Raw genomic sequence first — 24819 nt, 5'->3', positions numbered from 1 at the left:
GATATGTATGTCCAAAAATGAAGTAACCAAAGTTTTAGCAAAGGATGGAAGGAGGATTTAACATGAAGGTTAGATCATCAGTAAAACCAATTTGTGAAAAATGCAAGATTATTAAGAGAAAAGGAAGTATCAGAGTAATCTGCGAAAATCCGAAACACAAACAGAGACAGGGTTAATTAATACCAATTCTCAATAGTGTTTTATTAATTAGACGGCTGACGAGGGACACACCAGGATGTGTGTGAACTTGTTTAATATACAGTAAGGATACACCGGTCCTCTATCATACAGGTACCGATAGAGCGGTGTTCGAAGCATCTGGCCGAGGGATGGAATGTCGTTCACAGCAGGAAGTCCGGTTCGCTCACAGAACTGTCAGAGTGCGATTGTATATTGCTTCTAATACCCGGAGTATTGCGTGAGGATTGACGTACCGGGAAAGGGCAGATGAATATCATCGGCCTGAATGATAGTCCGATAGGATTATTGTTCCAGTTAAAGACAATATTAAAAATGATTCAAAATGGAGGAAAGACACATGGCTCGTATTGCAGGTGTAGACTTACCAAGAGACAAACGTGTAGAAATCGGTTTAACTTATATCTATGGAATTGGAAGAACAAGTTCAAACCGTATCTTAGCAGAGGCAGGAATTGATCCAAGCACTCGTGTAAGAGATTTAACAAGTGAAGATGTAAAGAAAATCAGTGAAGTAATCGATGCAACTCAGGTTGTAGAAGGTGATCTTAGAAGAGAGATTCAGCTGAACATCAAGAGATTAAAAGAAATCGGATGCTATCGTGGAATCCGTCACAGAAAAGGACTTCCAGTACGTGGACAGAAAACTAAGACTAATGCAAGAACATGTAAAGGTCCTAAGAGAACTGTAGCAAACAAGAAAAAATAATTAATTAAAGATTCGAAGAAAGTAGGTTAGTTTATAATGGCTAAAAAAGTTACAAAAAAAGTGACAAAGAAACGTGTCAAGAAAAACGTTGAACGAGGACAGGCTCATATTCAGGCATCTTTTAACAATACAATCGTTACATTAACAGATGCACAGGGAAATGCTCTTTCATGGGCAAGTGCAGGCGGTCTGGGATTTAAAGGTTCAAGAAAATCTACTCCATATGCAGCACAGATGGCAGCTGAGACAGCAGCTAAAGCAGCATTGATCCATGGATTGAAGACAGTAGACGTTTTCGTTAAAGGACCAGGATCAGGTAGAGAAGCAGCAATCCGTGCATTGCAGGCTTGCGGAATCGATGTTGTAAGTATCAAAGACGTTACTCCGGTACCACATAACGGATGCCGTCCACCGAAACGTAGAAGAGTCTAGTGATTAAACGCGATTAATTAGGAGGAAGCGAAAATGGCAGTAAATAGAGTTCCAGTTCTTAAAAGATGCCGTTCATTAGGTATGGACCCAATCTATTTAGGAATTAATAAAAAATCTAACAGACAGTTAAAAAGATCTAGTAGAAAAATGAGCGAGTATGGTCTTCAGTTACGTGAAAAACAGAAAGCTAAATTTATCTATGGTGTTCTGGAAAAACCTTTCAGAAACTACTACGCAAAAGCAAAACAGCAGGAAGGAATGACAGGTGAAAACCTTATGGTTCTTCTTGAATCCAGACTGGATAACGTAATGTTCCGTATGGGATTTGCTAGAACAAGAAAAGAAGCTAGACAGATTGTTGACCACAAACATGTACTTGTTAACGGTAAACAGGTGAACATTCCTTCTTACCTTGTAAAAGCTGGTGATGTTATCGAAATCAAAGAGAAAAACAAAGGTTCTCAGAGATACAAAGACATTCTTGAAGTAACAGCTGGAAACATGGTTCCTGATTGGTTGGAAGTTGATGCTGAAAACCTCAAAGGTGAAGTAAAAGAACTTCCTAAGAGAGAAGCAATCGATGTTCCTGTTGATGAGATGTTGATCGTCGAGTTATATTCTAAATAATAGTTGGAATTAATATCGTATCCCTCAACATTTTTAAACCCATAAGGAGGGTCTGTGTAGTGTTTGATTTTAATAAACCGAATATTGAAATTACTGATATTTCAGAAGATAAGAAATACGGAAGATTCGTTGTAGAACCACTTGAAAGAGGTTATGGAATCACATTAGGTAACTCCATGAGAAGAATTATGCTTTCTTCTCTTCCGGGAGCTGCTATCAGTTCTGTAAAGATTGATGGTGTTTTACATGAATTCAGTTCCATTCCAGGTGTAAAGGAAGATGTCGCAGAGATTATCATGAACTTGAAATCTCTTGCAATCAAAAATTCATCTGAATCTGATGAAGTGAAAACTGCTTATATCGAATTTGAAGGAGAAGGCGTTGTAACAGGTGCTGATATCCAGGCAGACTCTGATATTGAGATTATGAATCCTGAGCAGGTCATTGCTACTTTAAGTGGTGGTAAAGACAGCAAATTGTACATGGAAATGACCATTACAAAAGGCAGAGGATACGTGAGCGCAGACAAGAACAAGAGCGATGATTTACCGATTGGTGTAATTCCGATTGATTCTGTTTATACTCCGGTTGAACGTGTCAATATGACTGTTCAGAATACTCGTGTAGGTCAGGTTACAGATTATGATAAACTGACATTGGATGTATGGACAAAAGGTACATTGCTTCCAGACGAGGCTGTCAGCCTTGCTGCGAAAGTACTCAGCGAACATTTGAAACTCTTCATCGATCTTTCAGAAGTAGCTCAGGCTGCAGAAGTTATGATCGAAAAAGAGGATGATGAGAAAGAAAAAGTTCTTGAGATGAGCATCGACGAACTTGAATTGTCAGTACGTTCCTACAACTGTCTGAGGAGAGCAGGAATCAATACAGTTGAAGAACTTACAAATAAAACATCAGAAGATATGATGAAAGTACGTAACCTTGGACGTAAGTCTTTGGAAGAAGTACTTGCTAAGCTTAAGGAACTTGGACTTGAGCTTAATTCCGGTGAGGAATAATTAGATTTGCTTAATATTTAAATTTCTGTCCGGTAAGACCGATGTGCGCGGACAGAGCATTTGATTAATAAGCCCGAAGACGCATAACCAAATGTAAATTATGGAGGATAAGTACAATGGCAAAATATAGAAAACTCGGCAGAACTTCTGCTCAGAGAAAAGCCTTAATCAGAAACCAGGTAACAGCATTGTTAAACAATGGTAAAATCATTACAACAGAAGCAAAAGCTAAAGAGATTCGTAAAGAAGCTGAGAAGCTGATCGCTCTGGCTGTAAAAGAGAAAGATAACTTCGAAGAAGTTACTGTAACAGCTAAAGTTGCTCGTAAAGACGAGAATGGCAAGAGAGTTAAAGAAGTTGTAGACGGCAAGAAAGTTACAGTTTATGATGAAGTTGAAAAGACAATCAAAAAAGATATGCCTAGCAGACTTCATGCAAGAAGACAGATGGCTAAAGTTCTGTATTCTGTAACAGAAGTTCCTACAGCAGCTGCAGGAAAGAAGAAAAATACTAAGAAAGTTGACGTTGTAGACAAATTGTTTACAGAGATCGCTCCTAAGTATGCAGACCGTAACGGTGGTTATACAAGAATCGTTAAGATTGGCCAGCGTAAAGGTGATGCAGCTATGGAAGTTTTGATTGAGTTAGTTTAATTAGAACATTTAGAGGATAGAGATAAGAATCTCCGTCCTCTTTTTTTATTACATAGGAAATGAAATTTCCTATGTAATAAAAATCTTCCTGGGGAATGCAAAAAGATATATTCTTTGTTCTGAATTCGAAAAATTGTGAAATTAGCACAAAAGAAGTTAAGAATTTAACGTTAAATATTTAACATAATATACATTGACAAATATTTAACAAAAAGTTATACTGTACCTGTAATTAAGAAAGAGACATTCAATTACGGAGGAATAATCAAAATGGCAAAGAAAAAAGAAGTTGTAGTACCTGAGATCGTAGATAGTGTAGAAACACTTGAAGCAAAAATGAAAGCAATGCGCGAAGCACAGAAAGTATTCGCAACTTATAGTCAGGAGCAGGTAGATAAAATCTTTTATGAAGCTGCTATGGCAGCAAATAAACAGCGTATACCACTCGCTAAAATGGCAGTAGAGGAGACTCAGAGAGGTATCGTTGAAGATAAAGTAATTAAGAATCATTATGCAGCAGAGTATATTTACAATGCTTATAAAAATACAAAGACATGCGGAGTAATCGAAGAAGATCCAGCATTTGGAATTAAAAAAGTTGCAGAACCAATCGGATTGGTAGCAGCAGTAATTCCTACAACAAACCCAACTTCAACAGCAATTTTCAAAACTTTGATCTGCTTGAAGACAAGAAATGCAATCATCATCAGCCCACATCCAGCAGCAAAAGCATGTACAATTGCAGCAGCAAAAGTTGTTCTTGAGGCAGCTGTAAAAGCTGGAGCTCCGGAAGGAATTATCGGATGGATCGATACACCATCACTTGAACTGACAAACACAGTTATGAAAGATGCAGATATCATCCTTGCAACAGGTGGTCCTGGAATGGTTAAGGCAGCTTATTCGTCAGGAAAACCGGCACTTGGTGTTGGAGCTGGTAACACACCAGTAATCATTGATGATACAGCTGACGTAAGAATGGCTGTTAACTCAATTATTCATTCAAAAACATTTGATAATGGTATGATTTGTGCTTCAGAGCAGTCAGTAACAGTACTTGAAAGTGTTTACGAAGAAGCTAAGAAAGAATTTGAATATCGTGGATGCTACTTCCTTAAAAAAGGCGAGGAGCTCGATAAAGTTCGTAAGACAATCATTATTAACGGGGCATTAAACAGCAAGATTCCTGGAAAATCAGCATATGAGATCGCAAAACTTGCAGGTGTGAAAGTTCCTGAAAGTACAAAGATTCTTATCGGTGAAGTTGAATCAGTAGATATTTCAGAAGAGTTCGCTCATGAGAAATTATCTCCAGTACTTGCTATGTATAAAGCAAAAACATTTGATGAAGCACTTGCTAAGGCAGAACAGCTTGTAGCTGACGGTGGATATGGTCATACATCATCACTGTATGTTCATCCGGCAGAGAAAGAAAAAATTGCAAAACATGCAGCTGCAATGAAGACATGTCGTGTATTGATCAACACACCTTCTTCACAGGGAGGAATCGGAGATCTTTATAACTTCAAACTGACACCATCACTTACACTTGGATGTGGTTCTTGGGGAGGAAACTCTGTATCTGAGAACGTTGGAGTAAAACATTTGATCAATATCAAGACAGTTGCTGAGAGGAGAGAAAATATGCTTTGGTTCAGAACACCTGAAAAGGTATACTTCAAGAAAGGATGTATGCCAGTTGCACTTGATGAGCTTGGAACAGTAATGAACAAGAAGAAAGCATTCATCGTAACAGATTCATTCTTATACAAAAATGGTTATGTAGCTCCAATCGAAGCAAAATTAGACGAAATGGGAATTCAGCATACATGCTTCTTTGAAGTTGCTCCAGACCCAACATTACAGTGTGCTCAGAAAGGTGTAGACCAGATGAGAGCATTCGAGCCTGACACAATCATCGCTCTTGGTGGTGGATCAGCAATGGATGCAGCTAAGATTATGTGGGTAATGTATGAGCATCCAGAAGCAAACTTCGAAGATATGGCTATGGACTTCATGGATATCCGTAAGAGAGTATTTACATTCCCTAAGATGGGAGAGAAAGCTTACTTTGTAGCAATCCCTACATCTTCAGGAACAGGTTCAGAGGTTACACCATTTGCAATCATCACAGATGCAGAAACAGGTGTGAAATGGCCAATCGCAGACTATGCATTGCTTCCTAATATGGCAATCGTTGATGTTGACAATATGATGACACAGCCTAAGGGACTGACAAGTGCATCAGGTATCGACGTAATGACACATGCTATCGAGGCTTATGTTTCTATCATGGCTACAGATTATACAGATGGTCTTGCTATGAAAGCTGTTAAGATGGTATTTGACAACCTTCCATCAGCATATGAAAACGGAGCAAATGATCCTAAGGCTCGTGAAGAAATGGCAAACGCTTCTTGTATGGCAGGTATGGCATTTGCAAATGCATTCCTTGGACTGAACCACTCAATGGCTCACAAACTTGGAGCATTCCACCACTTACCACATGGTGTTGCAAACGCAGTAATCCTTACAGAAGTTATGAGATACAATGCAGCAGAAGTACCAACTAAGATGGGAACATTCTCACAGTATCAGTATCCACATGCACTTGCAAGATATGCTGAATTAGGACGTTTTGCAGGATGTACAGGAAATACAGATGCAGAAGTATTTGAAAACTTCATTGCTAAACTTGAAGTACTCAAAGATAAGATTGGTATTAAGAAAACAATTAAAGATTATGGTATCGATGAGAAATACTTCCTTGATACATTGGATGACATGGTAGAGCAGGCATTTAATGACCAGTGTACAGGAGCTAACCCAAGATATCCATTGATGAAAGAAATGAAAGAAATCTATCTGAAATGCTATTATGGTAAATAATATCTTTGTCTAGACAGATTATATATTCCGATGAGAAGTACAGCACTTATTTGTGCTGTACTTCTCTTTTTTTATTCAATAAAAGAATAAGTTAAATATAACTATTGTTAATTATTAGACAATTATTTTGTGATAAAAAAGATTGTTAAAAAATATTTAAAAAGTCTTTTATTTTCAGAAAAGTTGTAGTATAATAAAACCAAGTTAAGAAAAAACAAAATATAACTGCTAAAATACTGAACAGTTATGGGGAATCAATTTATAAATAGGAGGCATGGCTTATGAAACTTGAAAACAAAAAATTAATCGTAAAACGTTCCTACAAAGAGGTTTATAAATGTGATGAAGGAATTGTTAAGATATTTGAGAAGGATCATCCGAAAGCAGATGTGTTTAATGAGGCTTTGAATACAGCGCGAGTAGAAGCAACAGGACTTGATATTCCAAAGATTAAAGAAGTATCTGAAGTGGGTGGAAAGTGGGCTCTGCTTATTGAATACAAGAATGGAACAACTCTTGAAGAGATGATGGAATCTGACAAAGAGAATTTGCAGAAATATATGGAAGATTTTGTAAAGCTGCAGTTAGAAGTTCATAGCAAAAAGTCGCCTCGATTAAATAAATTAAAAGATAAGCTGGCAAGCCAGATTAATGGACTGAAAGATTTGGATGCAACGACAAGATACGAACTGATGACCAGACTGGAAAGTATGCCAAAACACGATAAGCTTTGTCATGGAGATTTCAATCCATCGAATGTGATTTATGGCAAGAATGGTAAGATGACAATTGTCGATTGGGCACATGCAACACAGGGTAATGCAGGTGCAGATGCTGCTATGACATATTTATTATTTGCATTGAAAGACCAGAAAAAAGCTGATCTGTATATGAAGATTTATTGTAAGAAGAGCGATACGGCAAGACAGTATGTAGAACAGTGGCTTCCAATCGTTGCAGCAGCTCAGCTTGCGAAGGAGAATGAATTAGAAAAAGAATTCCTTATGAAATGGATCGATGTTGTAGATTATCAGTAGGAATAGAGATTAAAAAAAGTTCCGCAATTCACATGAACTGCGGAACTTTGACTTGAATAGTAAACAGATTTAATCTAAATTGTGATTATGTATAAATCACCAGCTAGGGAAAAATACATTTCCACCGATATTAATTCCAGGATGACCGGTGCCGGCATATAAGAAATAATAGCAGTCGGCAACTTCTGCAAGTCTTGCACCATTTATTGCATCCTGCGCAACCTGATATGAAAGGGAGGTCGGACCGGCATTTAAAACGTATTCAAGACGGCCGGAGAATGCAGGTTCAAATTGTCCTGCGGCATAAACAACACCGCTTATACTGTTAGGGAATCGAGAGTCATATACACGATTCATAATAACTGTAGCAACTGCTAAAAGTGAGTCATAGTTCTGATATGCTTCACACTGAATAATGGCAGCTAATAAATCCAAATCCGACTTGCTGGCAGAGGTTCCGCCATTATTTATCACGCCTCCGGAACTATTGTTTCCAGAGTTAGAACTTCCATTGCTAGTCGTAGTGTTTGAGGAAGTATTATTGCCGGATGATGAAGCATTGGCAGATGCCTGTGCTTGTTGCTGAGCTTTTGCAGCAGCTTCCTGTTGAGCCTTTGCGGCAGCTTCAGCAGCGGCTTTTGCAGCCTCCTGCTCACGAATCTGTTGGAGCTGTGCCTGAAATTGTGCAAGGTCGGTAGAAGTTTCATCCGCCTTTTGCTGTAGTGCGGCCTGCTGTTGTTGTAATTCATTTTCTAAGTTATTTAAAGAATCTTGTTGGTTCTGCAGAGCCATTTTCTGGTTTTCAATGTCTGCATGAATATTCTGAAGTTCACTTAGCATATCACGATCGTACTGGCTGATATTTTGAATAAAATCAGCCTTGTTCAGAAAGTCACTCATGCTTTCAGCGGAAAATAATAATTCTAACATGCTTGAGTTCCCGTTCTCATACATATATTTTATACGGGATTTCATATTTTCATATTGCTGATCTTCGTTCTGCTGAGAAATAGCAAGCTCATCTTCGCTTCGAAGAATTTCACTGTTTACAATAGTCACACGCATCTGGGTGTTAGAAATCTCATCACTGATCTTGAGAAGGTCTTGATTGATCCCTGCCAGCTGTGATTGCAGATCAGAAGTTTTATTTTCCAAAGTTTCTTTCTCATCGGCAAAGCTATATGGAGTTGCAAGTGCGAAGGTCATTGTGGCGGAACAAAGCAAAGCTACACCGGCCTTGAGCCTGCGTTTTGTATGCAAATTCATAAATAAAATCCTTTCTGTTTTTTTGTTTCTAAGTTAAATGAAATTTTGTCTAAAAAAGTTTCATCTGTATAGTATACTATAAATTGCAGAATTAAGCAAATTTTGATACAATAGGAGCAGTGAATAAGGAAGGAAATAGAATAATGCAAATTAAGATGGTGGGGCTGGATCTAGACGGAACATTATTAAACTCCAAAAAAGAACTGACTCCGTTTACAAAAGAAGTAATCGCAAAGGCGATAGAAAAAGGTGTTCATGTGCTGGTAGCAACAGGGCGTCCGTTTACAGGTGTACCATTGGAATTGAGAGAATTTCCGGGGATGCGATATGCACTTACAGCAAACGGGGCAAGGATCCTGGACACAGCGACAGGCGAGATATTGATCGAACATTTATTATCAAAAGAAAGTGCAAAAAAAGCATTGGAAATCACAGAAAAATATGATACGCTACAAGAGATCTATTTTGATGGACAGGGGTATGCGAAGGATGAAAAACTGGCTCATGTAGAAAGATATCACAAGGATTGTAATATGTGGGAGTATGTACGTGCATCCAGAATTGCAGTTTTGGATATTTGGGAATTGTTTAATTCCAGAGAAGAGAATCTCGATAAGGTACAGGTGTTGTTTGCGGATATGGAAGAGCGGAAAGCGGCCTGGGAAGAACTAAGCAAGTGTAAAGATTTGAACCTCGTCAGTTCATTGAAATATAATATTGAAATTAACGCAGCCGGTGTAAATAAAGGAAACGGTTTGATTGCATTAGGTAAGATGCTGGGAATCGAACGGGAAGAGATTATGGCAATTGGTGATGGCGATAATGATATAGAGATGATCACAGAAGCTGGTGTTGGTGTTGCGATGGGCAATGCGGAAGAAGCAGTGAAGTGTAATGCAGATTATGTGACGGGAACGAATGATGAGGACGGCGCGGCCAGAGCAATTGTGAAGTATGTTCTCGAGGGAGGAGAAGCATGTTAGAAGCATTAAAGGTTATATTTTTAGGTATCGTTGAGGGAATCACAGAGTGGCTTCCAATTAGTAGTACGGGACATTTGATTCTGGTAGAAGAATTTGTGAAGCTGAGTTTACGGCATGAATTTGTTGAGATGTTCAATGTAGTGATCCAGTTTGGAGCAATTCTGGCAGTTATATTGATTTATTTTAATAAATTGAATCCATTTTCGGCTAAGAAATCAGAAAAACAGAAGAAGATGACAATTCAGTTATGGATCAAGGTAATTATTGCAACGCTTCCGGCTATGGTTATCGGATTGTTGTTTGATGATTTTGTGGATGAGCATTTTATGAATGCGTATGTTGTTGCAGCGATGCTGATTATTTATGGTGTTTTATTTATTATAATTGAGAAGAAGCATGAAGGTGTTACACCACAGGCAACAAAGCTTTCACAGCTTACAATCCCGATGGCACTTGCAATCGGCGGTTTCCAGGTATTGGCGATGATTCCGGGAACATCAAGATCAGGTGCAACAATTTTGGGGGGATTGATCATTGGAGCATCCAGAAGTGTGGCAGCAGAATTTACATTTTTCCTTGCGATTCCGGTCATGTTTGGATGGAGCTTTCTGAAGATGCTCAAGTTTGGTTTCGCATTTACAGCACAGGAGTTCTTTTTACTATTGCTAGGATGCGTGGTTTCATTTGTCGTATCTATCTTTGTAATTAAATTCCTGATGCAGTATATTAAAAAACATGATTTCAAAGTATTTGGATATTATAGAATCGTACTTGGAGTAATTGTATTCTTATATTTTACAGTTTCAGGGCTACTTGCATAAAAGTGAATACATGACTTATAAAGGGCTATTGGGATATAAAATTTCAATAGTCTCTTGTTTTTTTCGAGATTATGCAAAAAAATTAGAATAATTTTGCATATATACTTGAAATTCTGTATAAATATGATAGAATATGTAAGAAATTATGTATGGTTATGCAAAAGAAATAGATTTTAGGAGGAAGTTAAAAATGAAGAAAAAAGTATTAAGTGTTGTATTAGCAGCAATGTGTATGGTTTCTATGGCAGCGTGTGGTTCAAGCAATAAAAGTTCAGACAGCAGTGAGGGAGAAGGTAAGGACAAACTTGTAATGGCAACAAATGCAGAGTTCCCGCCATATGAGTACTATGAAGGAGACGAAATCGTAGGTATTGACGCTGAATTTGCGAAAGCAGTCGCAGATAAACTTGGCGCAGAATTATCTATTGAAGATATGGCATTTGATTCTATTATCCCAGCTGTTCAGAGTGGAAAAGCAGATTTTGCAGCAGCAGGTATCACAGTTACAGATGAGAGAAAAACACAGGTTGATTTTTCAGACAGCTATTACACAGGACGTCAGGTGATTATTGTTTCAGCAGATAATAACGATATTACAAAGCCAGAAGATTTAGAAGGAAAGAAGATTGGTGTTCAGCTTGGAACAACAGGAGATCTTTATTCATCAGATGATTATGGTGATGAAAATGTAGAGCGTTATAACAAAGGTGTTGAGGCTGTACAGGCACTTCAGCAGGGTAAGATTGATGCAGTTATCATCGATGATCAGCCGGCACAGACATTTGTAAAAGAGAATGAAGGACTTAAAATTCTGGATACTGAGTATGTAGAGGAAGCTTATGCATTCTGTTTCAAAAAGGGAAGTGACCTTACAGAAAAAGTAAATGATGCAATTGCAGAGTTGAAGAAAGATGGAACATTTGATAAAATCGTTGAAAAATATATCAACGCAGATGCTGAATAATCAGCGATAAAAGAGAAGGTTGGGGCTTATGGCAGATTTGAAAACAAGATTCATAATGAATTTTATAACAGATGACCGTTGGAAATACTTGGCAGATGGTCTTGTAGTTACTTTAAAAGTTACCTTTTTTGCGGTGCTGATAGGAATTGTATTTGGATTCTTAATTGCAATGGTCAGAGCTACTTATGATAAAACAGGTAAATTAAAAATTTTAAATTTAGTATGTAAGATTTATCTGACAGTGATTCGAGGAACTCCGGTTGTTGTACAGTTATTGATCATTTATTTTGTAATTTTTGGAAGTACACAGATTAGTAAAGTGCTGGTTGCTATTATGGCATTCGGAATCAACTCAGCAGCTTATGTAGCTGAGATTTTCCGTTCTGGTATAATGTCAATCGACGATGGACAGATGGAAGCAGGACGCAGTCTTGGTTTCAACTATGCACAGACAATGTTTTACATTATTATGCCACAGGCATTTAAGAATGTTTTACCGGCATTGGGAAATGAGTTCATCGTATTATTAAAAGAAACTTCAGTGTCAGGATATATTGCATTACAGGATCTGACAAAGGGTGGCGATATCATTCGAAGCCGTACTTATGATGCATTTATGCCATTGATTGCTGTAGCATTGATTTATCTTGTTATGGTAATGGTATTTACAAAATGTGTGAATTTGCTGGAAAGGAGACTGAGAAACAGTGACCACTAAAGGGGAAGTATTAATTAAAGTTGATAATGTGCATAAAGTGTATGCAAATAATCTTCATGCTTTGAACGGTGTGTCTGAGACAATCAGCAAAGGGGAAGTGGTTGTTATTGTCGGACCGTCCGGTTCAGGGAAATCTACTTTTCTTCGTTCATTAAACTTACTTGAGGTTCCGACAAGCGGACATATTTATTTTGAAGGAGTAGATATCACAAGCAAAGCGACAGATATTAATGAACATCGTCAGAAGATGGGAATGGTATTCCAGCATTTTAATCTGTTTCCACATAAAACGATTCTTGAAAATATCACACTTGCTCCTATTAAATTATTAAAGAAGAGCAAGGAAGAAGCTGAAAAAGAGGCGATGGAACTGCTCAAAAAGGTTGGATTGGAGCAGAAAGCAAACGCATATCCATCACATTTATCCGGTGGACAGAAGCAGCGTATTGCTATCGTAAGAGCATTGGCAATGAAGCCGGATGTAATGCTGTTTGATGAACCTACATCAGCACTCGACCCGGAGATGGTTGGAGAGGTTCTGGAATTGATGAAGGCTTTGGCACATGAAGGAATGACAATGGCTGTTGTTACTCATGAGATGGGCTTTGCGAAGGAAGTTGCAACTCGTGTCATATTTATGGATGCAGGACAGATAAAAGAGCAGGGGACACCGGAAGAGTTCTTTGGAAATCCGAAAGACGAGAGATTAAAAGAATTCTTGTCCAAAATTTTATAAATTAAATTGAATATAAAAAAATGCAAGGCAGTTTCTGGTAAAGGGACTGTCTTGTTGCTATTTCACCAGGAATTATGTTAAGATGCATTAAAGTCAAACGTTCGACTTGAATGCAGGAATGATGTGGAGATAAACACAATAGAAAGAGATATAGAATAAAATGAAACGAAATCAAGTAAAAAAAGTAGAGTTTTCTCAAAGTGATAATTTAGAAAAAGCCGTACCGTTTATAGTAGAATGGTATCAGAATAATAAAAGAGATTTGCCATGGAGAAACGGAGCGAACGCATATCATATATGGGTATCTGAAATTATGCTGCAGCAGACACGTGTAGAAGCAGTGAAGTCTTACTATGCGGCATTTCTTGAAGCATTTCCGACGATAGAAGATTTGGCGAACGCACCGGAAGAACGCCTGTTAAAAATGTGGGAGGGGCTTGGATATTATAACAGAGTAAGAAATATGCAAAAAGCAGCTGTACAGATTGTTGAGCTGTATAATGGACAAATGCCACAGGATTATGAACAGATAAAAGGATTATCTGGGATTGGAAATTATACGGCAGGGGCCATTAGTTCATTTGCATTTGGGATTCCCAAACCGGCAGTAGATGGAAATGTCTTGCGTGTTATTTCAAGATTTCATGCAAGTTATGAAGACATAATGAAAGCATCCACAAGGAAAAATATTGAAGAAGAGATAGAGAGCGTTATCCCGGAAAATGCAGCCAGTGATTTTAATCAAGGCTTGATTGAACTTGGTGCTATAGTCTGCGTACCAAACGGAGAACCAAAATGTGATATTTGTCCGATAGCAAAACTTTGTAAAGCAAATCAAAAGTCGGTACAGATGGAGCTTCCGGTGAAGAAAAAAGCAAAAGACAGAAGGATTGAGAAAAGAACGATATTGATCATTAAAGACGAAGAAAAGATTGCGATTCAAAAACGACCGGAAAAAGGACTCCTTGCAGGGTTATATGAATTTCCAAATCTGGAGGGATATTTGACAAGAAAGCAGCTTATCGAATATACAAAATCTATTGGGATGATGCCGGTTCGCATCAAGAAGCTGGAAAATGCAAAACACATTTTCAGTCATGTAGAATGGCATATGACGGGATATGAGATTATTGTTGACGAATTAGAAAAAACATGTTGTGCGGATATGATATTTGCTGATAAAAAAGAAGTTATGGGAAAATATCCTATTCCGACAGCATTTTCGGCATTCACACAATATGCACTTTCAATCATGGAAAACTAAGATAATTGCCAAGATATTATAATCAGGTATTTGATGTAAAATGAAAGCTGTAGAGTACGCTCGGTTTTCTTGAATAAAAGTGCAGCTTGTGTTACTATAATAAAGAAATAAGCAGTGGTCGTCAGAAGGGAATTATAGACATGGATGAAAAGATAGAACTCGGAAAACAACAGCAGAAATCGAAAGAGACAAAAGAGAGGATTTTTCGGGCGGCAAAGCATATATTACAGAAAAAAGGATACGAAGAATTATCTATTAAGAACATTTGTGAAGAAGCCGGTGTGTCGAATGGAAGTTTTTATCATCATTTTAAAACAAAAGATGATCTGTTATCATATTATATAGAAGAACAGCCAAGTATCAATCCGGATTTACTGGATATACCAAACAGTGTGGAAGAGGCGAAAATTGCGGTTATCAGAGTTTATCTGAATTATGTAGAATATTGCGAGGAACTTGGTGTGGAATTTATGACCGGATACTATGATCCGAAGAATCAGGCATTGAATCCGGTGAGCCGTACAGAAAGACCTTATCCGATTGTTACGGTACAGAATTATATTGAGCGGGCAATTGTGGCAGGTGTTGTTCATTTAAATGTAGAGCTGGAAGAGTTTACGACAGACATTCGAATGATCGTAATAGGAAATGTATTTGAATGGTGTTTACGAAAGGGAGAGGCAGATTTTGCAGGGAACATGAGAAGATCTCTTGGAAAATATCTGGATAGTACAATGGAATAAGCTCTGGAGGTGAAAGAGTGGAATATACATTTATTGTAAATCCAAAATCAAAATCAGGACGTGGGGGTTTGATTTGGAATCAGGTAGAGCCAGAACTGAAAAAACGAAGAATACAGTATCAGGTGAGATTTACAAAGTATGAAAAAGAGGCAACGAAGATTACTTCGGAATTGACGAAAGATGAGAAAGAATATACGATTATAGTCCTTGGTGGGGATGGGACGATGGATGAAGTGATCAATGGAATTAGGGATTGCTCAAAGGTTACGCTTGGATATATCCCAACCGGATCGGGGAATGATTTTACGAGAGCGTTGAAACTTCCTACAGATCCGCAGGAAGCATTGAATAACATTTTGAATTCGAAAAAAAGAGTGTCGATGGATGTTGGAGTAATGTCTTGCAAGGATATGACGCATCGGTTTGCAGTCAGCAGCGGAATCGGATTTGATGCAGCGGTATGTCATCAGGTAGCAGTTTCTAAATTGAAGGTAATATTGAATCAGGTGAAGCTGGGACAGCTGAGTTATCTGGCAGTAGCACTTCGCAGATTGTTCAGGGATGCACATACGAGAGCGTGTGTGTGTCTGGATGGAGGAGAAACGAAGAGCTTTGAAAATACATACTTTGTAGCAGCTATGAATCATCCATATGAAGGCGGAGGCTTTTTCTTTTGTCCGGAGGCAAAGGTTGACGATGGATATTTAGATGTTATTGTTGTATCAGGACTGCCGAGATGGAAAGTTGTTTTTTTGCTTCCTCTGGCGTTTAAAGGGAAGCATGTAGGGGTAAAAGGAATTGATATATTCCGTTGCAAAAACGTTGAAATCAGCATGGAAGCAGAATTTCCGATACATGCAGACGGAGAGCCGATTGCGATTGGAAGTAAGCTAAAAGCGGGATTGCTTGACAAACAGGTGAAAATTATAATCCCAGATGAAAAGTAGAGGTTACTGTTCACAGGTACTGTGAACAGTAACAAATAGAGTATAAAAGAATTGTTAAGCTTTTATGAATCGCCTTGTTGTTGGATAAAAATCATGCTATAATCTTTAGCAGTAAAAGAGCAGATTAATCCATTTGTGTATTAAAAAGGGGTGTTCGTTATGAACATAAAAAGAAAAATAGGGGATCTTTTCAAAAAATATAAACATGCTTGGGTTTTCAGCTATGCACTGCTTTATGGACCGTGGTTCTATTATTTAGAGACACATGTGACAAGTGGATATCATATCATTCATTCACCAATTGATGATAAGATACCATTTATTGAATATTTCATTGTACCTTATTTACTATGGTTCGTTTTCATAGCTGTAGTTTTTGCGTATTTCTTTTTTACAGATGTAGATGGATTCTACAAGCTTGCCAAGCTTAGTTTTGCGGGTATGACCATATTTTTGATCATATCAACAATTATGCCGAATGGACTTGCAATCCGTCCAGTTGTATTTGAGAGAGAGAATGTATTTGTTGATCTGGTAAAGACATTGTATCAGACAGATACACCGACAAATGTATTTCCAAGCCTTCATGTGTTTAATTCTCTTGCTGCATGTATAGCGATCAGGAATAGTAAGAGGTTAAATGAACATAAAGCTATATGTATGGGAGCATATATTTTGACTGCATTGATCATTATGGCGACAATGTTTTTGAAACAGCATTCAGTGCTTGATGTTATGGCAGGATTTTTGATGGCATATACATTGTATCAATTCGTATATGCACCAGAGGCGAATGGAGTCAGAAAGCCGGCACGCCAGACATTATTTGTGAAATAAAGTTACTAGGAGGAAGAAAAAGACTAATGGGAAAGATTATGTTGACAGGGGACAGACCTACAGGTAGATTACATGTGGGACATTATGTAGGTTCCTTAAGAAGAAGAGTGGAATTACAGAATCAGGGAGGATTTGACGATATGTTCGTCATGATCGCAGATGCACAGGCATTGACAGATAATGCGGACAATCCGGAAAAAGTGCGTCAGAACATTATTGAGGTTGCATTGGATTATCTTGCATGTGGACTCGATCCTGAGAAAGTGACATTGTTTATTCAATCACAGATTCCAGAATTATGTGAATTATCATTTTATTATATGAATCTGGTAACAGTATCAAGATTACAGAGAAATCCTACAGTAAAATCAGAGATTAAGATGCGTAATTTTGAGGCGAGTATCCCGGTTGGATTCTTTACATATCCAATTAGCCAGGCAGCAGATATTACAGCATTTAAAGCTACAACAGTTCCGGTTGGTGAGGATCAGCTTCCAATGCTTGAACAGACAAAAGAGATTGTAAGAAAGTTTAATTCTGTATATGGCGATACTTTGATTGAGCCGGATATTTTACTTCCGGAGAATCAGGCATGTTTGCGACTGCCTGGAATTGATGGTAAGGCAAAGATGAGTAAATCACTTGGAAACTGTATTTATCTGTCAGAAGAGCCAGACGAAATTCAGAGAAAAGTATTTAGTATGTTTACAGATCCTACACATATTAAGGTATCAGATCCGGGTAAATTGGAAGGAAATACAGTATTCACATATTTGGATGCATTCTGCAGACCAGAGTATTTTGAAGAATTTCTTCCAGAGTATGCATGTTTACAGGAATTAAAAGATCACTACACAAGAGGCGGTCTTGGGGATATGAAGGTAAAACGTTTCTTAAATAATGTGATCCAGGCAGAGCTTGAGCCAATCCGCAATCGTAGAAAAGAATATCAGAAAGATATTCCGTATGTATATGAGATTCTTAAAAAAGGTAGTGAAAAAGCAGAAGCTCGTGCAGCACAGACATTGAGTGAAGTAAAGGCTGCAATGAAGATTAATTATTTTGATGATGCAGAGCTGATTCAGAGTCAGGCAGAGAGATTTTCTATTTAATTTACGAGATTGACTGCCTATATGGTCCTTGCGGAAATTATTATATAATAATTTCTGCAAGTCGTGTAATGGCACAGGAAGTCTATCACATACATAATCCTTCCAGCGCTTGCCAATAAGGTTCCACTTTTGTTTATGAAGTTTGTGATAATGTACTGATAGAAAATATAGGCTGTGAATTTTAGTGAATATGAAGGAAGAGCTGGAAATACTTAGGGTGTAAAATTTTGCGTTAATGAATTTGAACGAACGTGTTTGAAGCTGCGAGGCAGCAAGTTTGAGTTCAAATTCATTGCTTTTAGCAAAATTTTACACCCTTATGTATTTCCCTCTGACGGAATCTGAACAAAAATTCACAGCCTATATTTTCTAGAAGGGATAGTATTGCAATCGAATACAAAAAAACCGCCTCCGAAGAGACGGTTAAATACGTGCGATAGAGGATTCGAACCCCCGACCTTCTGGTCCGTAGCCAGACGCTCTATCCAGCTGAGCTAATCGCACATGCTGTTGAACTTGTCGCTCACAACAAAAACTAGTATAGTGCATAAGAATGGTTTTGTCAATAGAAAAAATAAAAAAATTACAAAAATTTTTTTGAGCGGGATTTTGAGGGACCTTCACTATATATTTTTCATGTGAATTTGGTGAAAGCGATTGCAAAAGGCATGTAAATAAAGTATGATACAAATACTCTGATTATAAAACTAGAAGTCTATTTACAAGATGATGTGAATAGTACAGTCTAAACATTTTAAAGATCTATTACTGAATATAGTAATCTGGCTTATTATTCGAGCTAATTTCAAGTTTGAACAATTGATATAGAATATGAAAGGAGAGATTAACATCGAGGCAAATTATGAGGTGATTCGTTTTGTGGAGCATGGAGGAAGATGTTGGCCAACAATGGATTGCGTGAAAGGACAATTACTGTTACAAAGACTACGGGGAGAGCCTGTTATTGAGAAAGCAATGTTATTTTCCTGGCTGAAGGAATTGGGTGTACAATTAGAGCAATATCAAAGATGCAGAAATAATAAAGGCTATCGCTACTTAAATCCGTATAGTGTGCTTGTGACAGCGGAAGATAAATTATTAATGTTGGATCTTGAGGCAGAGAGCAATGCTTTTGTTATGAAAAATTTGCAGAAGCGGGCAGTAAGAAGTCATTTTGTAAAGCCAATTGTACGGATGAAGCAAAATGCGCAAGTATCCATGGATTTATATGGATACGGGAAGACAGTTCAGTTTATTATGGCAAATACGGAGATTAAACCTGCATTGACCAGGAAAGAAATATATCAGATAGGAAAAATGATAGATAAGTGTATCGGAGAAAATGCACAAAGGCAGTATGATGATTTTTCTCAGGTGAGGAGGGACATCCCGGTTATAAAAGAACGAAGCGGGCAGCAGGTAAGAAAATATGCAGTGATGGGAATTATAACATTATCATTAATAGGATATGGGACATTTATGACAATCCAGGCAAATGTATTTCGACAGCAGAGAGATAAATTAATATTACAGATGAAAGAAAAAACAATTAATGGAGAAGAAAAAAATAATGTGCTGTATAATGAACCACAGGAAGAAAAAGTTCGATAAAAAGATTTGGAAAAACACTTGTTGATAGTCACAGTTACTGTGAGCAGTAACAAATATCTAAGATATTATGAAAAATTAAGAAAACTTTTATTGGAAAGCATACGAGAGTATGTTATTCTAAACGAAAGTGAAGGAGGCGGAAAATATGACGCGAGCAGAATTTTTAGAACAGCTGCGAAGTGCTCTGAGTGGAAATGTGCAGGAGCATGTAGTTCAGGAAAATGTGGCATATTATAATCAATATATATCCGAAGAAGTGCAGAAGGGGAAAAGTGAAGAAGAAGTACTTCAGATGTTAGGGGACCCATGGATCCTTGCGAAAACGATTATCGCGGCATCAGATGGCACGGATGAGGAGATTGTATATGAGTCCGGACGTAAAAGTTATTATTCGGAACCGGAACAAGAGGATTCATATGTTAGACAAAATGTTCATATTTTTGGAATTGATACATGGTGGAAGAAATTATTATTGGTTTTATTTGTTGTGATGATTGTTGTATTGGTCGTAGCAATTGTCAGCGGAATTGTAAGTTTTCTGGCACCGGTTTTGATACCATTGTTGATCGCGATGATTATTATTCGGTTGATTGGAAGACTTCGATCGTGAACAATAGAATATAGTGAAACACATGAAAGTTCGGTATTTCTTTGAAAAAAGTGATACCGGGCTTTTTTGTCTTATTTTAAAATAATAAAAGACCGATGGGGGAGCCATCGGTCTTTTGAGGGGAGTATAAATAATTAATAAGGGGTTGTAGAAAGTGAACTTTCTACGAGTTTAAGTATAATATACAGTTTTCAAAAATGCAAGTAAAACATGAAAAGTTTGACAAAATATGAAAAAAAAGGAAAAAGAGTGAAAAATAAAAGAGATATGTAAAGTTGAGAATAATATTTGTAAAAAAAGACATAATAGCAATGTACCAATATTTTAGGAGGAAAAAACAATGACAAAAAATTATAGTGACCCAAAAACAAGCAGAAATGATGTTTCAGATGGACAGAACAAAAATGCAAGTAACACATCATCCAAAAATAAGAATGCATCGAATACACAGAGCAAAAATAGTGTGAATTCAAAAAACAAGAATGCATCAAATACACAGAGTAAAAATGCGTATGATGTACGTGATAACTATTAGGTAGAGAATCAGAATAAAAACTACTGAGAGTGATTTCCTAGAAGAAAATGTAAAAAGGATAAGGGCATGGTAAAGGTTGTGAAGGAATAAAGCGAAATCTTTACTATGCCCTTTTTTTATAGTAAAATGGGTTTACAGTTCATTGGGAGTGAACAGTAACAAAATAAACACACATAAAAGAGCATGTATTTAGATGTGGAGGAACGAATGAAGAGAGTAGAATTAATTGCCCCTTGTCATTTTGGGCTGGAATCAGTTCTGAAAAGGGAAATCATAGATCTTGGATACGAGATTTCAAAAGTAGAAGATGGAAGGGTTACATTTATAGGAGATGCTGAGGCAATTTGCCGTGCAAATGTATTTTTAAGAACAGCGGAAAGAATTTTGCTGAAGGTTGGTGAATTTGAAGCGAGAACATTTGACGAATTATTTGAAAAAACAAAGAGTCTGCCATGGGAGAATTATATTCCTGCGGATGGAAAATTCTGGGTTACAAAGGCCGCTTCAGTAAAGAGTAAATTGTTCAGTCCATCGGATATTCAGTCTATTATGAAAAAAGCGATGGTTGAGAGAATGAAAATGCAATACCATAAAAAGTGGTTTGAGGAAACAGGAGCATCTTATCCGGTGCGTGTATTCTTAATGAAGGATGTTGTGACAATCGGTCTTGATACATCGGGAGTATCTCTGCATAAGAGAGGATATCGTCAGCTTTCAAGCAAAGCACCGATTACGGAGACGCTGGCAGCAGCATTAATCATGCTTACACCATGGAAGAAAGACAGAATTCTTGTGGATCCATTTTGCGGAAGCGGAACATTTCCAATAGAGGCGGCAATGATGGCTGCCAATATCGCTCCGGGAATGAATCGTTCATTTACAGCGGAGAGCTGGACGAATCTGATTCCGAAAAAGCTGTGGTATGATACGATTGATGAGGCAAATGAATTAGTAAATGATGATATCGAAGTGGATATTCAGGGATATGATATTGATGCAGATGTGATTCGTGCTGCAAGACAAAATGCAGAAGATGCAGGTGTTGCACATTTGATACATTTCCAGCAAAGACCGGTCAGTGAGCTTAGGCATCCGAAAAAATATGGATTTGTAATTACGAACCCGCCTTATGGAGAGCGTCTTGAAGAAAAAGAGGCACTTCCGAAGTTGTACAGTGAATTTGGGGAAAGTTTTCAGAAGCTGGATAGCTGGTCTGCCTATATGATTACAAGCTATGAAGATACAGAACGATATTTTGGAAGAAAAGCAGATAAGAATAGAAAAATTTATAACGGTATGTTGAAGACATATTTTTATCAGTTTATTGGACCAAGACCACCAAAACGTACTGTAAAGAACGAAGGAGAGGCGTAAATATGGAAAGAAGAATTGTTTTTGCAACAGGAAATCAAAATAAGATGAAAGAAATCCGTATGATACTGGAAGATTTGGGAATGCCAATCTATTCGATGAAGGAATTAGGAATTGAGGAAGATATTGTAGAAGACGGAGAAACATTTGAAGCAAATGCAGAGATTAAAGCAAGAGCAATTGCGAAACATTTGCCAAATGATATTATTCTGGCAGATGATTCTGGATTGGAAATTGATTTTCTGGATAAAGCTCCCGGTGTTTATTCGGCTCGTTTTGCGGGAGAAGATACTTCTTATGATATTAAAAATAATCTGTTGCTGGACAAATTGAAAGGCGTTCCGGATGAGAAGCGTACTGCACGTTTTGTATGTGTTATTTGCGCTGTGTTCCCTGATGGGGCAGTAGAGTCAGCCAGAGGAACTATTGAGGGAAGAATTGCACATGAAATTATGGGTGAAAATGGATTCGGTTACGATCCGATTTTCTATTATCCGGAGTGTCAATGTACAACAGCCCAGATGGATCCGGAGATGAAAAATGAATTGAGTCATAGAGGGAAAGCACTTCGTAAAATGCGTGAAGTGATTGAAAAGAAATACGGAAAGGTAACAGAATGAGAGTATTAATTGTCAGTGATACACATGGAAAACATTACAATCTTGACCGGGCACTGGAAGAGGCAGGCAAAATTGATATGTTTATCCACCTTGGTGATGTAGAGGGTGGAGAAGATTATATTGAAGCAGTAGTAGAATGTGAAAAACATATTGTGGCAGGAAATAATGATTTTTTTTCACAACTGCCACGAGAGGATGAGTTCTATATAGGAAAGAAAAAAGCATTTATTACGCATGGGCATAATTATTCTGTATCTATGACAAAAGAGCAGATTCTCGAAGAAGGAAAGGTGCGAGGCGCGGATATTGTAATGTTCGGGCATACGCATCAACCGTATTTTGAACAGAAAGATGGAATTACGCTTCTTAATCCGGGAAGTCTGTCGTACCCAAGACAGATTGGAAGAAAGGGAAGTTATATGCTTCTTGATGTGAAACCGGATGGGAAGATGAATTTTGAAGAGCGTTATCTTGATATTTAGGGTATTAAGTAGCGATAAGGTCTTATAAGAAACATCAGATATGAATTTTTGTGGGGATATCTGCGACAATGGATTTTCGGAAATTGGGGATGCAAAATTTTGAAAGGGAGTATCTGCAAGTTATGGAAAGAGCAGGTTGCGGATGCATAATTTCAATGAGAAGCATCCTCAAGTCCTAGAAAGGGAAAAATGCAGATGCAATTGTACATGACAGACCAGTTGAAAGGCATCTGTAAGTTCAAAGAAAAGCAAGTTGTAGATACATTGGCCTGAAAAAGAGTATCTGCGGAAGCAAATATCAAGGCAGTGCAGATACATCGGTTGCCAAAAGAACATCTACGACGATGAATAAACCCAGGATATAGATACATTAGACGCCAGAAAAACAAAAAACAAAAAAAATAAAAAAAGGTGTTGACTTTTCTTTTTACTTGCAATATAATAACTCTTGTCTTACGGATGAGACGAAAACAAAGCACAATATCGGGGTGTGGCTCAGCTTGGCTAGAGCGCCTGGTTTGGGACCAGGAGGTCGCAGGTTCGAATCCTGTCACCCCGACTTTGCGGGTGTAGTTCAATGGTAGAACACCAGCCTTCCAAGCTGGATACGTGGGTTCGATTCCCATCACCCGCTTTTCTTACGGAGTTTTCGTAGGAAACCAGAGAAAAGGGGAATGTGATATGAGTCTGTAGCTCAGCTGGATAGAGCAACGGCCTTCTAAGCCGTAGGTCGAGGGTTCGAATCCCCCCAGGCTCGGTATGGTGGGTATGGTGCAGTTGGTTAGCGCGTCGGATTGTGGTTCCGGATATCGTGGGTTCGAGTCCCACTACCCACCCTTTTCTTAAGAATGGATGAAACACCAGTTAAATAAGCGGTGTCGATAGAAGTCTTTGATGGGCTATCGCCAAGCGGTAAGGCACAGGACTTTGACTCCTGCATTCGCTGGTTCGAATCCAGCTAGCCCAGTTTTACCTGAATAATTAGGATAGTTTTATGAGGGCGTGTAGCTCAGGTGGTAGAGCACTTGACTTTTAATCAAGTTGTCCGGGGTTCGAATCCCCGCACGCTCACTGGAACAAGCAGTGTGCTGTTTGTTCTATTTTTTTCTCCATCACATATTAGAGGAGATATGCGGATGTGGCGGAATTGGCAGACGCGCTAGACTTAGGATCTAGTGTTTACGACGTGCAGGTTCAAGTCCTGTCATCCGCACTAAGCCAGATTTGTGACATAGAGTTTATAAGAACGTTGCGAATCTGAATAAAAATGTTAATATCGGGGTGTGGCTCAGCTTGGCTAGAGCGCCTGGTTTGGGACCAGGAGGTCGCAGGTTCGAATCCTGTCACCCCGACTCTGCGGGTGTAGTTCAATGGTAGAACACCAGCCTTCCAAGCTGGATACGTGGGTTCGATTCCCATCACCCGCTTTTCTTACGGAGTTTTCGTAGGAAACCAGAGAAAAGGGGAATATGATATGAGTCTGTAGCTCAGCTGGATAGAGCAACGGCCTTCTAAGCCGTAGGTCGAGGGTTCGAATCCCCCCAGGCTCGGTATGGTGGGTATGGTGCAGTTGGTTAGCGCGTCGGATTGTGGTTCCGGATATCGTGGGTTCGAGTCCCACTACCCACCCTTTTC

Annotated in this window: 25 protein-coding genes and 12 tRNA genes; 35 read left to right on the top strand and 2 right to left on the bottom strand. The window is 38.2% G+C overall.

Annotated features, from left to right (window positions below; genetic code table 11):
* The first annotated feature begins 62 nt into the window (after positions 1-62).
* The 8 genes from rpmJ to D8Q48_RS12140 all read left to right on the top strand — a co-directional run bounded on the left by rpmJ (position 63) and on the right by D8Q48_RS12140 (position 7564).
* The gene (gene rpmJ / locus D8Q48_RS12175; protein WP_003497809.1) at positions 63-176 is read left to right on the top strand and encodes a 50S ribosomal protein L36; all 114 of its coding nucleotides are present in this window, start codon (positions 63-65) and stop codon (positions 174-176) included.
* 362 nt (positions 177-538) lie between these two features.
* A complete protein-coding gene (rpsM, locus tag D8Q48_RS12170; protein ID WP_022074467.1) occupies positions 539-907 on the top strand; it encodes a 30S ribosomal protein S13 in 369 nt (122 codons plus the stop codon).
* A 36-nt stretch (positions 908-943) separates the two neighbouring features.
* Positions 944-1339 carry a 30S ribosomal protein S11 gene (rpsK, locus tag D8Q48_RS12165; protein WP_022074468.1) on the top strand — a complete coding sequence of 132 codons (396 nt, stop codon included), beginning with the start codon at positions 944-946 and terminating at the stop codon, positions 1337-1339.
* 33 nt (positions 1340-1372) lie between these two features.
* Positions 1373-1966, top strand: coding sequence for a 30S ribosomal protein S4 (gene rpsD / locus D8Q48_RS12160; protein ID WP_117990129.1), 594 nt, complete (start codon positions 1373-1375; stop codon positions 1964-1966).
* 59 nt (positions 1967-2025) lie between these two features.
* The gene (locus tag D8Q48_RS12155) at positions 2026-2985 is read left to right on the top strand and encodes a DNA-directed RNA polymerase subunit alpha (RefSeq protein ID WP_121056638.1); all 960 of its coding nucleotides are present in this window, start codon (positions 2026-2028) and stop codon (positions 2983-2985) included.
* 116 nt (positions 2986-3101) lie between these two features.
* A complete protein-coding gene (locus D8Q48_RS12150) occupies positions 3102-3638 on the top strand; it encodes a L17 family ribosomal protein (protein ID WP_022074471.1) in 537 nt (178 codons plus the stop codon).
* 270 nt (positions 3639-3908) lie between these two features.
* On the top strand, positions 3909-6527 hold the full coding sequence (adhE, locus tag D8Q48_RS12145) for a bifunctional acetaldehyde-CoA/alcohol dehydrogenase (protein WP_117990130.1): 2619 nt from the start codon (positions 3909-3911) through the stop codon (positions 6525-6527).
* Between the two features lie 281 nt (positions 6528-6808).
* Positions 6809-7564: an aminoglycoside phosphotransferase family protein gene (locus D8Q48_RS12140; RefSeq protein ID WP_121056636.1), complete on the top strand. Its 756-nt coding sequence runs from the start codon at positions 6809-6811 to the stop codon at positions 7562-7564.
* 96 nt (positions 7565-7660) lie between these two features.
* Here the strand turns inward: D8Q48_RS12140 and D8Q48_RS12135 are convergent, their stop codons facing one another.
* A complete protein-coding gene (locus D8Q48_RS12135) occupies positions 7661-8830 on the bottom strand; it encodes a cell wall hydrolase (protein ID WP_118688242.1) in 1170 nt (389 codons plus the stop codon).
* Between the two features lie 143 nt (positions 8831-8973).
* Here D8Q48_RS12135 and D8Q48_RS12130 point away from each other — a divergent pair, with 143 nt between their 5' ends.
* The 10 genes from D8Q48_RS12130 to trpS all read left to right on the top strand — a co-directional run bounded on the left by D8Q48_RS12130 (position 8974) and on the right by trpS (position 17955).
* On the top strand, positions 8974-9813 hold the full coding sequence (locus D8Q48_RS12130) for a Cof-type HAD-IIB family hydrolase (protein WP_243116292.1): 840 nt from the start codon (positions 8974-8976) through the stop codon (positions 9811-9813).
* A complete protein-coding gene (locus D8Q48_RS12125; protein ID WP_121056634.1) occupies positions 9807-10634 on the top strand; it encodes an undecaprenyl-diphosphate phosphatase in 828 nt (275 codons plus the stop codon). The genes D8Q48_RS12130 and D8Q48_RS12125 overlap by 7 nt, the downstream gene beginning before the upstream one ends.
* Before the next feature lie 190 nt (positions 10635-10824).
* Positions 10825-11598 (top strand): basic amino acid ABC transporter substrate-binding protein, encoded by a 774-nt coding sequence (locus D8Q48_RS12120; RefSeq protein ID WP_117990133.1) that lies wholly within the window; start codon positions 10825-10827, stop codon positions 11596-11598.
* Positions 11599-11626: 28 nt separating this feature from the next.
* Positions 11627-12316, top strand: coding sequence for an amino acid ABC transporter permease (locus D8Q48_RS12115; protein ID WP_118688243.1), 690 nt, complete (start codon positions 11627-11629; stop codon positions 12314-12316).
* The gene (locus tag D8Q48_RS12110) at positions 12306-13052 is read left to right on the top strand and encodes an amino acid ABC transporter ATP-binding protein (RefSeq protein ID WP_121056632.1); all 747 of its coding nucleotides are present in this window, start codon (positions 12306-12308) and stop codon (positions 13050-13052) included. The genes D8Q48_RS12115 and D8Q48_RS12110 overlap by 11 nt, the downstream gene beginning before the upstream one ends.
* A 160-nt stretch (positions 13053-13212) precedes the next feature.
* On the top strand, positions 13213-14316 hold the full coding sequence (gene mutY / locus D8Q48_RS12105; RefSeq protein WP_118688245.1) for an A/G-specific adenine glycosylase: 1104 nt from the start codon (positions 13213-13215) through the stop codon (positions 14314-14316).
* A gap of 140 nt (positions 14317-14456) precedes the next feature.
* Positions 14457-15059, top strand: coding sequence for a TetR/AcrR family transcriptional regulator (locus tag D8Q48_RS12100; protein WP_117990137.1), 603 nt, complete (start codon positions 14457-14459; stop codon positions 15057-15059).
* Between the two features lie 17 nt (positions 15060-15076).
* Complete coding sequence (locus tag D8Q48_RS12095; RefSeq protein ID WP_117990138.1) at positions 15077-16006, top strand: diacylglycerol kinase family protein; 930 nt, start codon at positions 15077-15079, stop codon at positions 16004-16006.
* A 159-nt stretch (positions 16007-16165) separates the two neighbouring features.
* Positions 16166-16843, top strand: coding sequence for a phosphatase PAP2 family protein (locus D8Q48_RS12090; RefSeq protein WP_121056630.1), 678 nt, complete (start codon positions 16166-16168; stop codon positions 16841-16843).
* 26 nt (positions 16844-16869) lie between these two features.
* The gene (gene trpS / locus D8Q48_RS12085; RefSeq protein WP_117990140.1) at positions 16870-17955 is read left to right on the top strand and encodes a tryptophan--tRNA ligase; all 1086 of its coding nucleotides are present in this window, start codon (positions 16870-16872) and stop codon (positions 17953-17955) included.
* 430 nt (positions 17956-18385) lie between these two features.
* On the opposite strand, the gene D8Q48_RS12080 is transcribed toward trpS, so the two are convergent.
* A tRNA-Arg gene (locus D8Q48_RS12080) sits at positions 18386-18459 on the bottom strand.
* A 327-nt stretch (positions 18460-18786) separates the two neighbouring features.
* Here D8Q48_RS12080 and D8Q48_RS12075 point away from each other — a divergent pair.
* The 17 genes from D8Q48_RS12075 to D8Q48_RS11995 all read left to right on the top strand — a co-directional run bounded on the left by D8Q48_RS12075 (position 18787) and on the right by D8Q48_RS11995 (position 24813).
* A complete protein-coding gene (locus D8Q48_RS12075) occupies positions 18787-19566 on the top strand; it encodes a hypothetical protein (RefSeq protein WP_121056628.1) in 780 nt (259 codons plus the stop codon).
* 145 nt (positions 19567-19711) lie between these two features.
* Complete coding sequence (locus D8Q48_RS12070) at positions 19712-20176, top strand: DUF1700 domain-containing protein (protein WP_118688250.1); 465 nt, start codon at positions 19712-19714, stop codon at positions 20174-20176.
* 340 nt (positions 20177-20516) lie between these two features.
* The gene (locus D8Q48_RS12065) at positions 20517-20711 is read left to right on the top strand and encodes a hypothetical protein (protein WP_117990143.1); all 195 of its coding nucleotides are present in this window, start codon (positions 20517-20519) and stop codon (positions 20709-20711) included.
* A 207-nt stretch (positions 20712-20918) separates the two neighbouring features.
* Positions 20919-22085 carry a class I SAM-dependent RNA methyltransferase gene (locus tag D8Q48_RS12060; protein ID WP_117990144.1) on the top strand — a complete coding sequence of 389 codons (1167 nt, stop codon included), beginning with the start codon at positions 20919-20921 and terminating at the stop codon, positions 22083-22085.
* A gap of 2 nt (positions 22086-22087) precedes the next feature.
* Positions 22088-22702, top strand: coding sequence for an XTP/dITP diphosphatase (locus tag D8Q48_RS12055; protein WP_121056626.1), 615 nt, complete (start codon positions 22088-22090; stop codon positions 22700-22702).
* The gene (locus D8Q48_RS12050) at positions 22699-23184 is read left to right on the top strand and encodes a metallophosphoesterase (protein WP_117990146.1); all 486 of its coding nucleotides are present in this window, start codon (positions 22699-22701) and stop codon (positions 23182-23184) included. The genes D8Q48_RS12055 and D8Q48_RS12050 overlap by 4 nt, the downstream gene beginning before the upstream one ends.
* A 484-nt stretch (positions 23185-23668) precedes the next feature.
* A tRNA-Pro gene (locus tag D8Q48_RS12045) sits at positions 23669-23743 on the top strand.
* A gap of 4 nt (positions 23744-23747) precedes the next feature.
* Positions 23748-23818, top strand: a tRNA-Gly gene (locus D8Q48_RS12040).
* Positions 23819-23867: 49 nt separating this feature from the next.
* Positions 23868-23941 (top strand) — tRNA-Arg (locus D8Q48_RS12035).
* 5 nt (positions 23942-23946) lie between these two features.
* Positions 23947-24020 (top strand) — tRNA-His (locus D8Q48_RS12030).
* Between the two features lie 59 nt (positions 24021-24079).
* Positions 24080-24151: transfer RNA gene (locus tag D8Q48_RS12025), tRNA-Gln, on the top strand.
* A gap of 31 nt (positions 24152-24182) precedes the next feature.
* Positions 24183-24255 (top strand) — tRNA-Lys (locus D8Q48_RS12020).
* 61 nt (positions 24256-24316) lie between these two features.
* Positions 24317-24397: transfer RNA gene (locus D8Q48_RS12015), tRNA-Leu, on the top strand.
* 64 nt (positions 24398-24461) lie between these two features.
* Positions 24462-24536 (top strand) — tRNA-Pro (locus D8Q48_RS12010).
* 4 nt (positions 24537-24540) lie between these two features.
* Positions 24541-24611 (top strand) — tRNA-Gly (locus tag D8Q48_RS12005).
* A gap of 49 nt (positions 24612-24660) precedes the next feature.
* Positions 24661-24734, top strand: a tRNA-Arg gene (locus D8Q48_RS12000).
* A gap of 5 nt (positions 24735-24739) precedes the next feature.
* A tRNA-His gene (locus tag D8Q48_RS11995) sits at positions 24740-24813 on the top strand.
* Positions 24814-24819 lie beyond the last annotated feature (6 nt).

Origin of the sequence: Ruminococcus sp. B05, assembly GCF_003628495.1 — a bacterium.
Classification (GTDB): Bacteria; Bacillota; Clostridia; order Lachnospirales; family Lachnospiraceae; genus Schaedlerella; species Schaedlerella hominis.
Note: the sequence above shows the minus strand (reverse complement) of the source record. Positions and strands in the feature narration are given on the sequence as shown.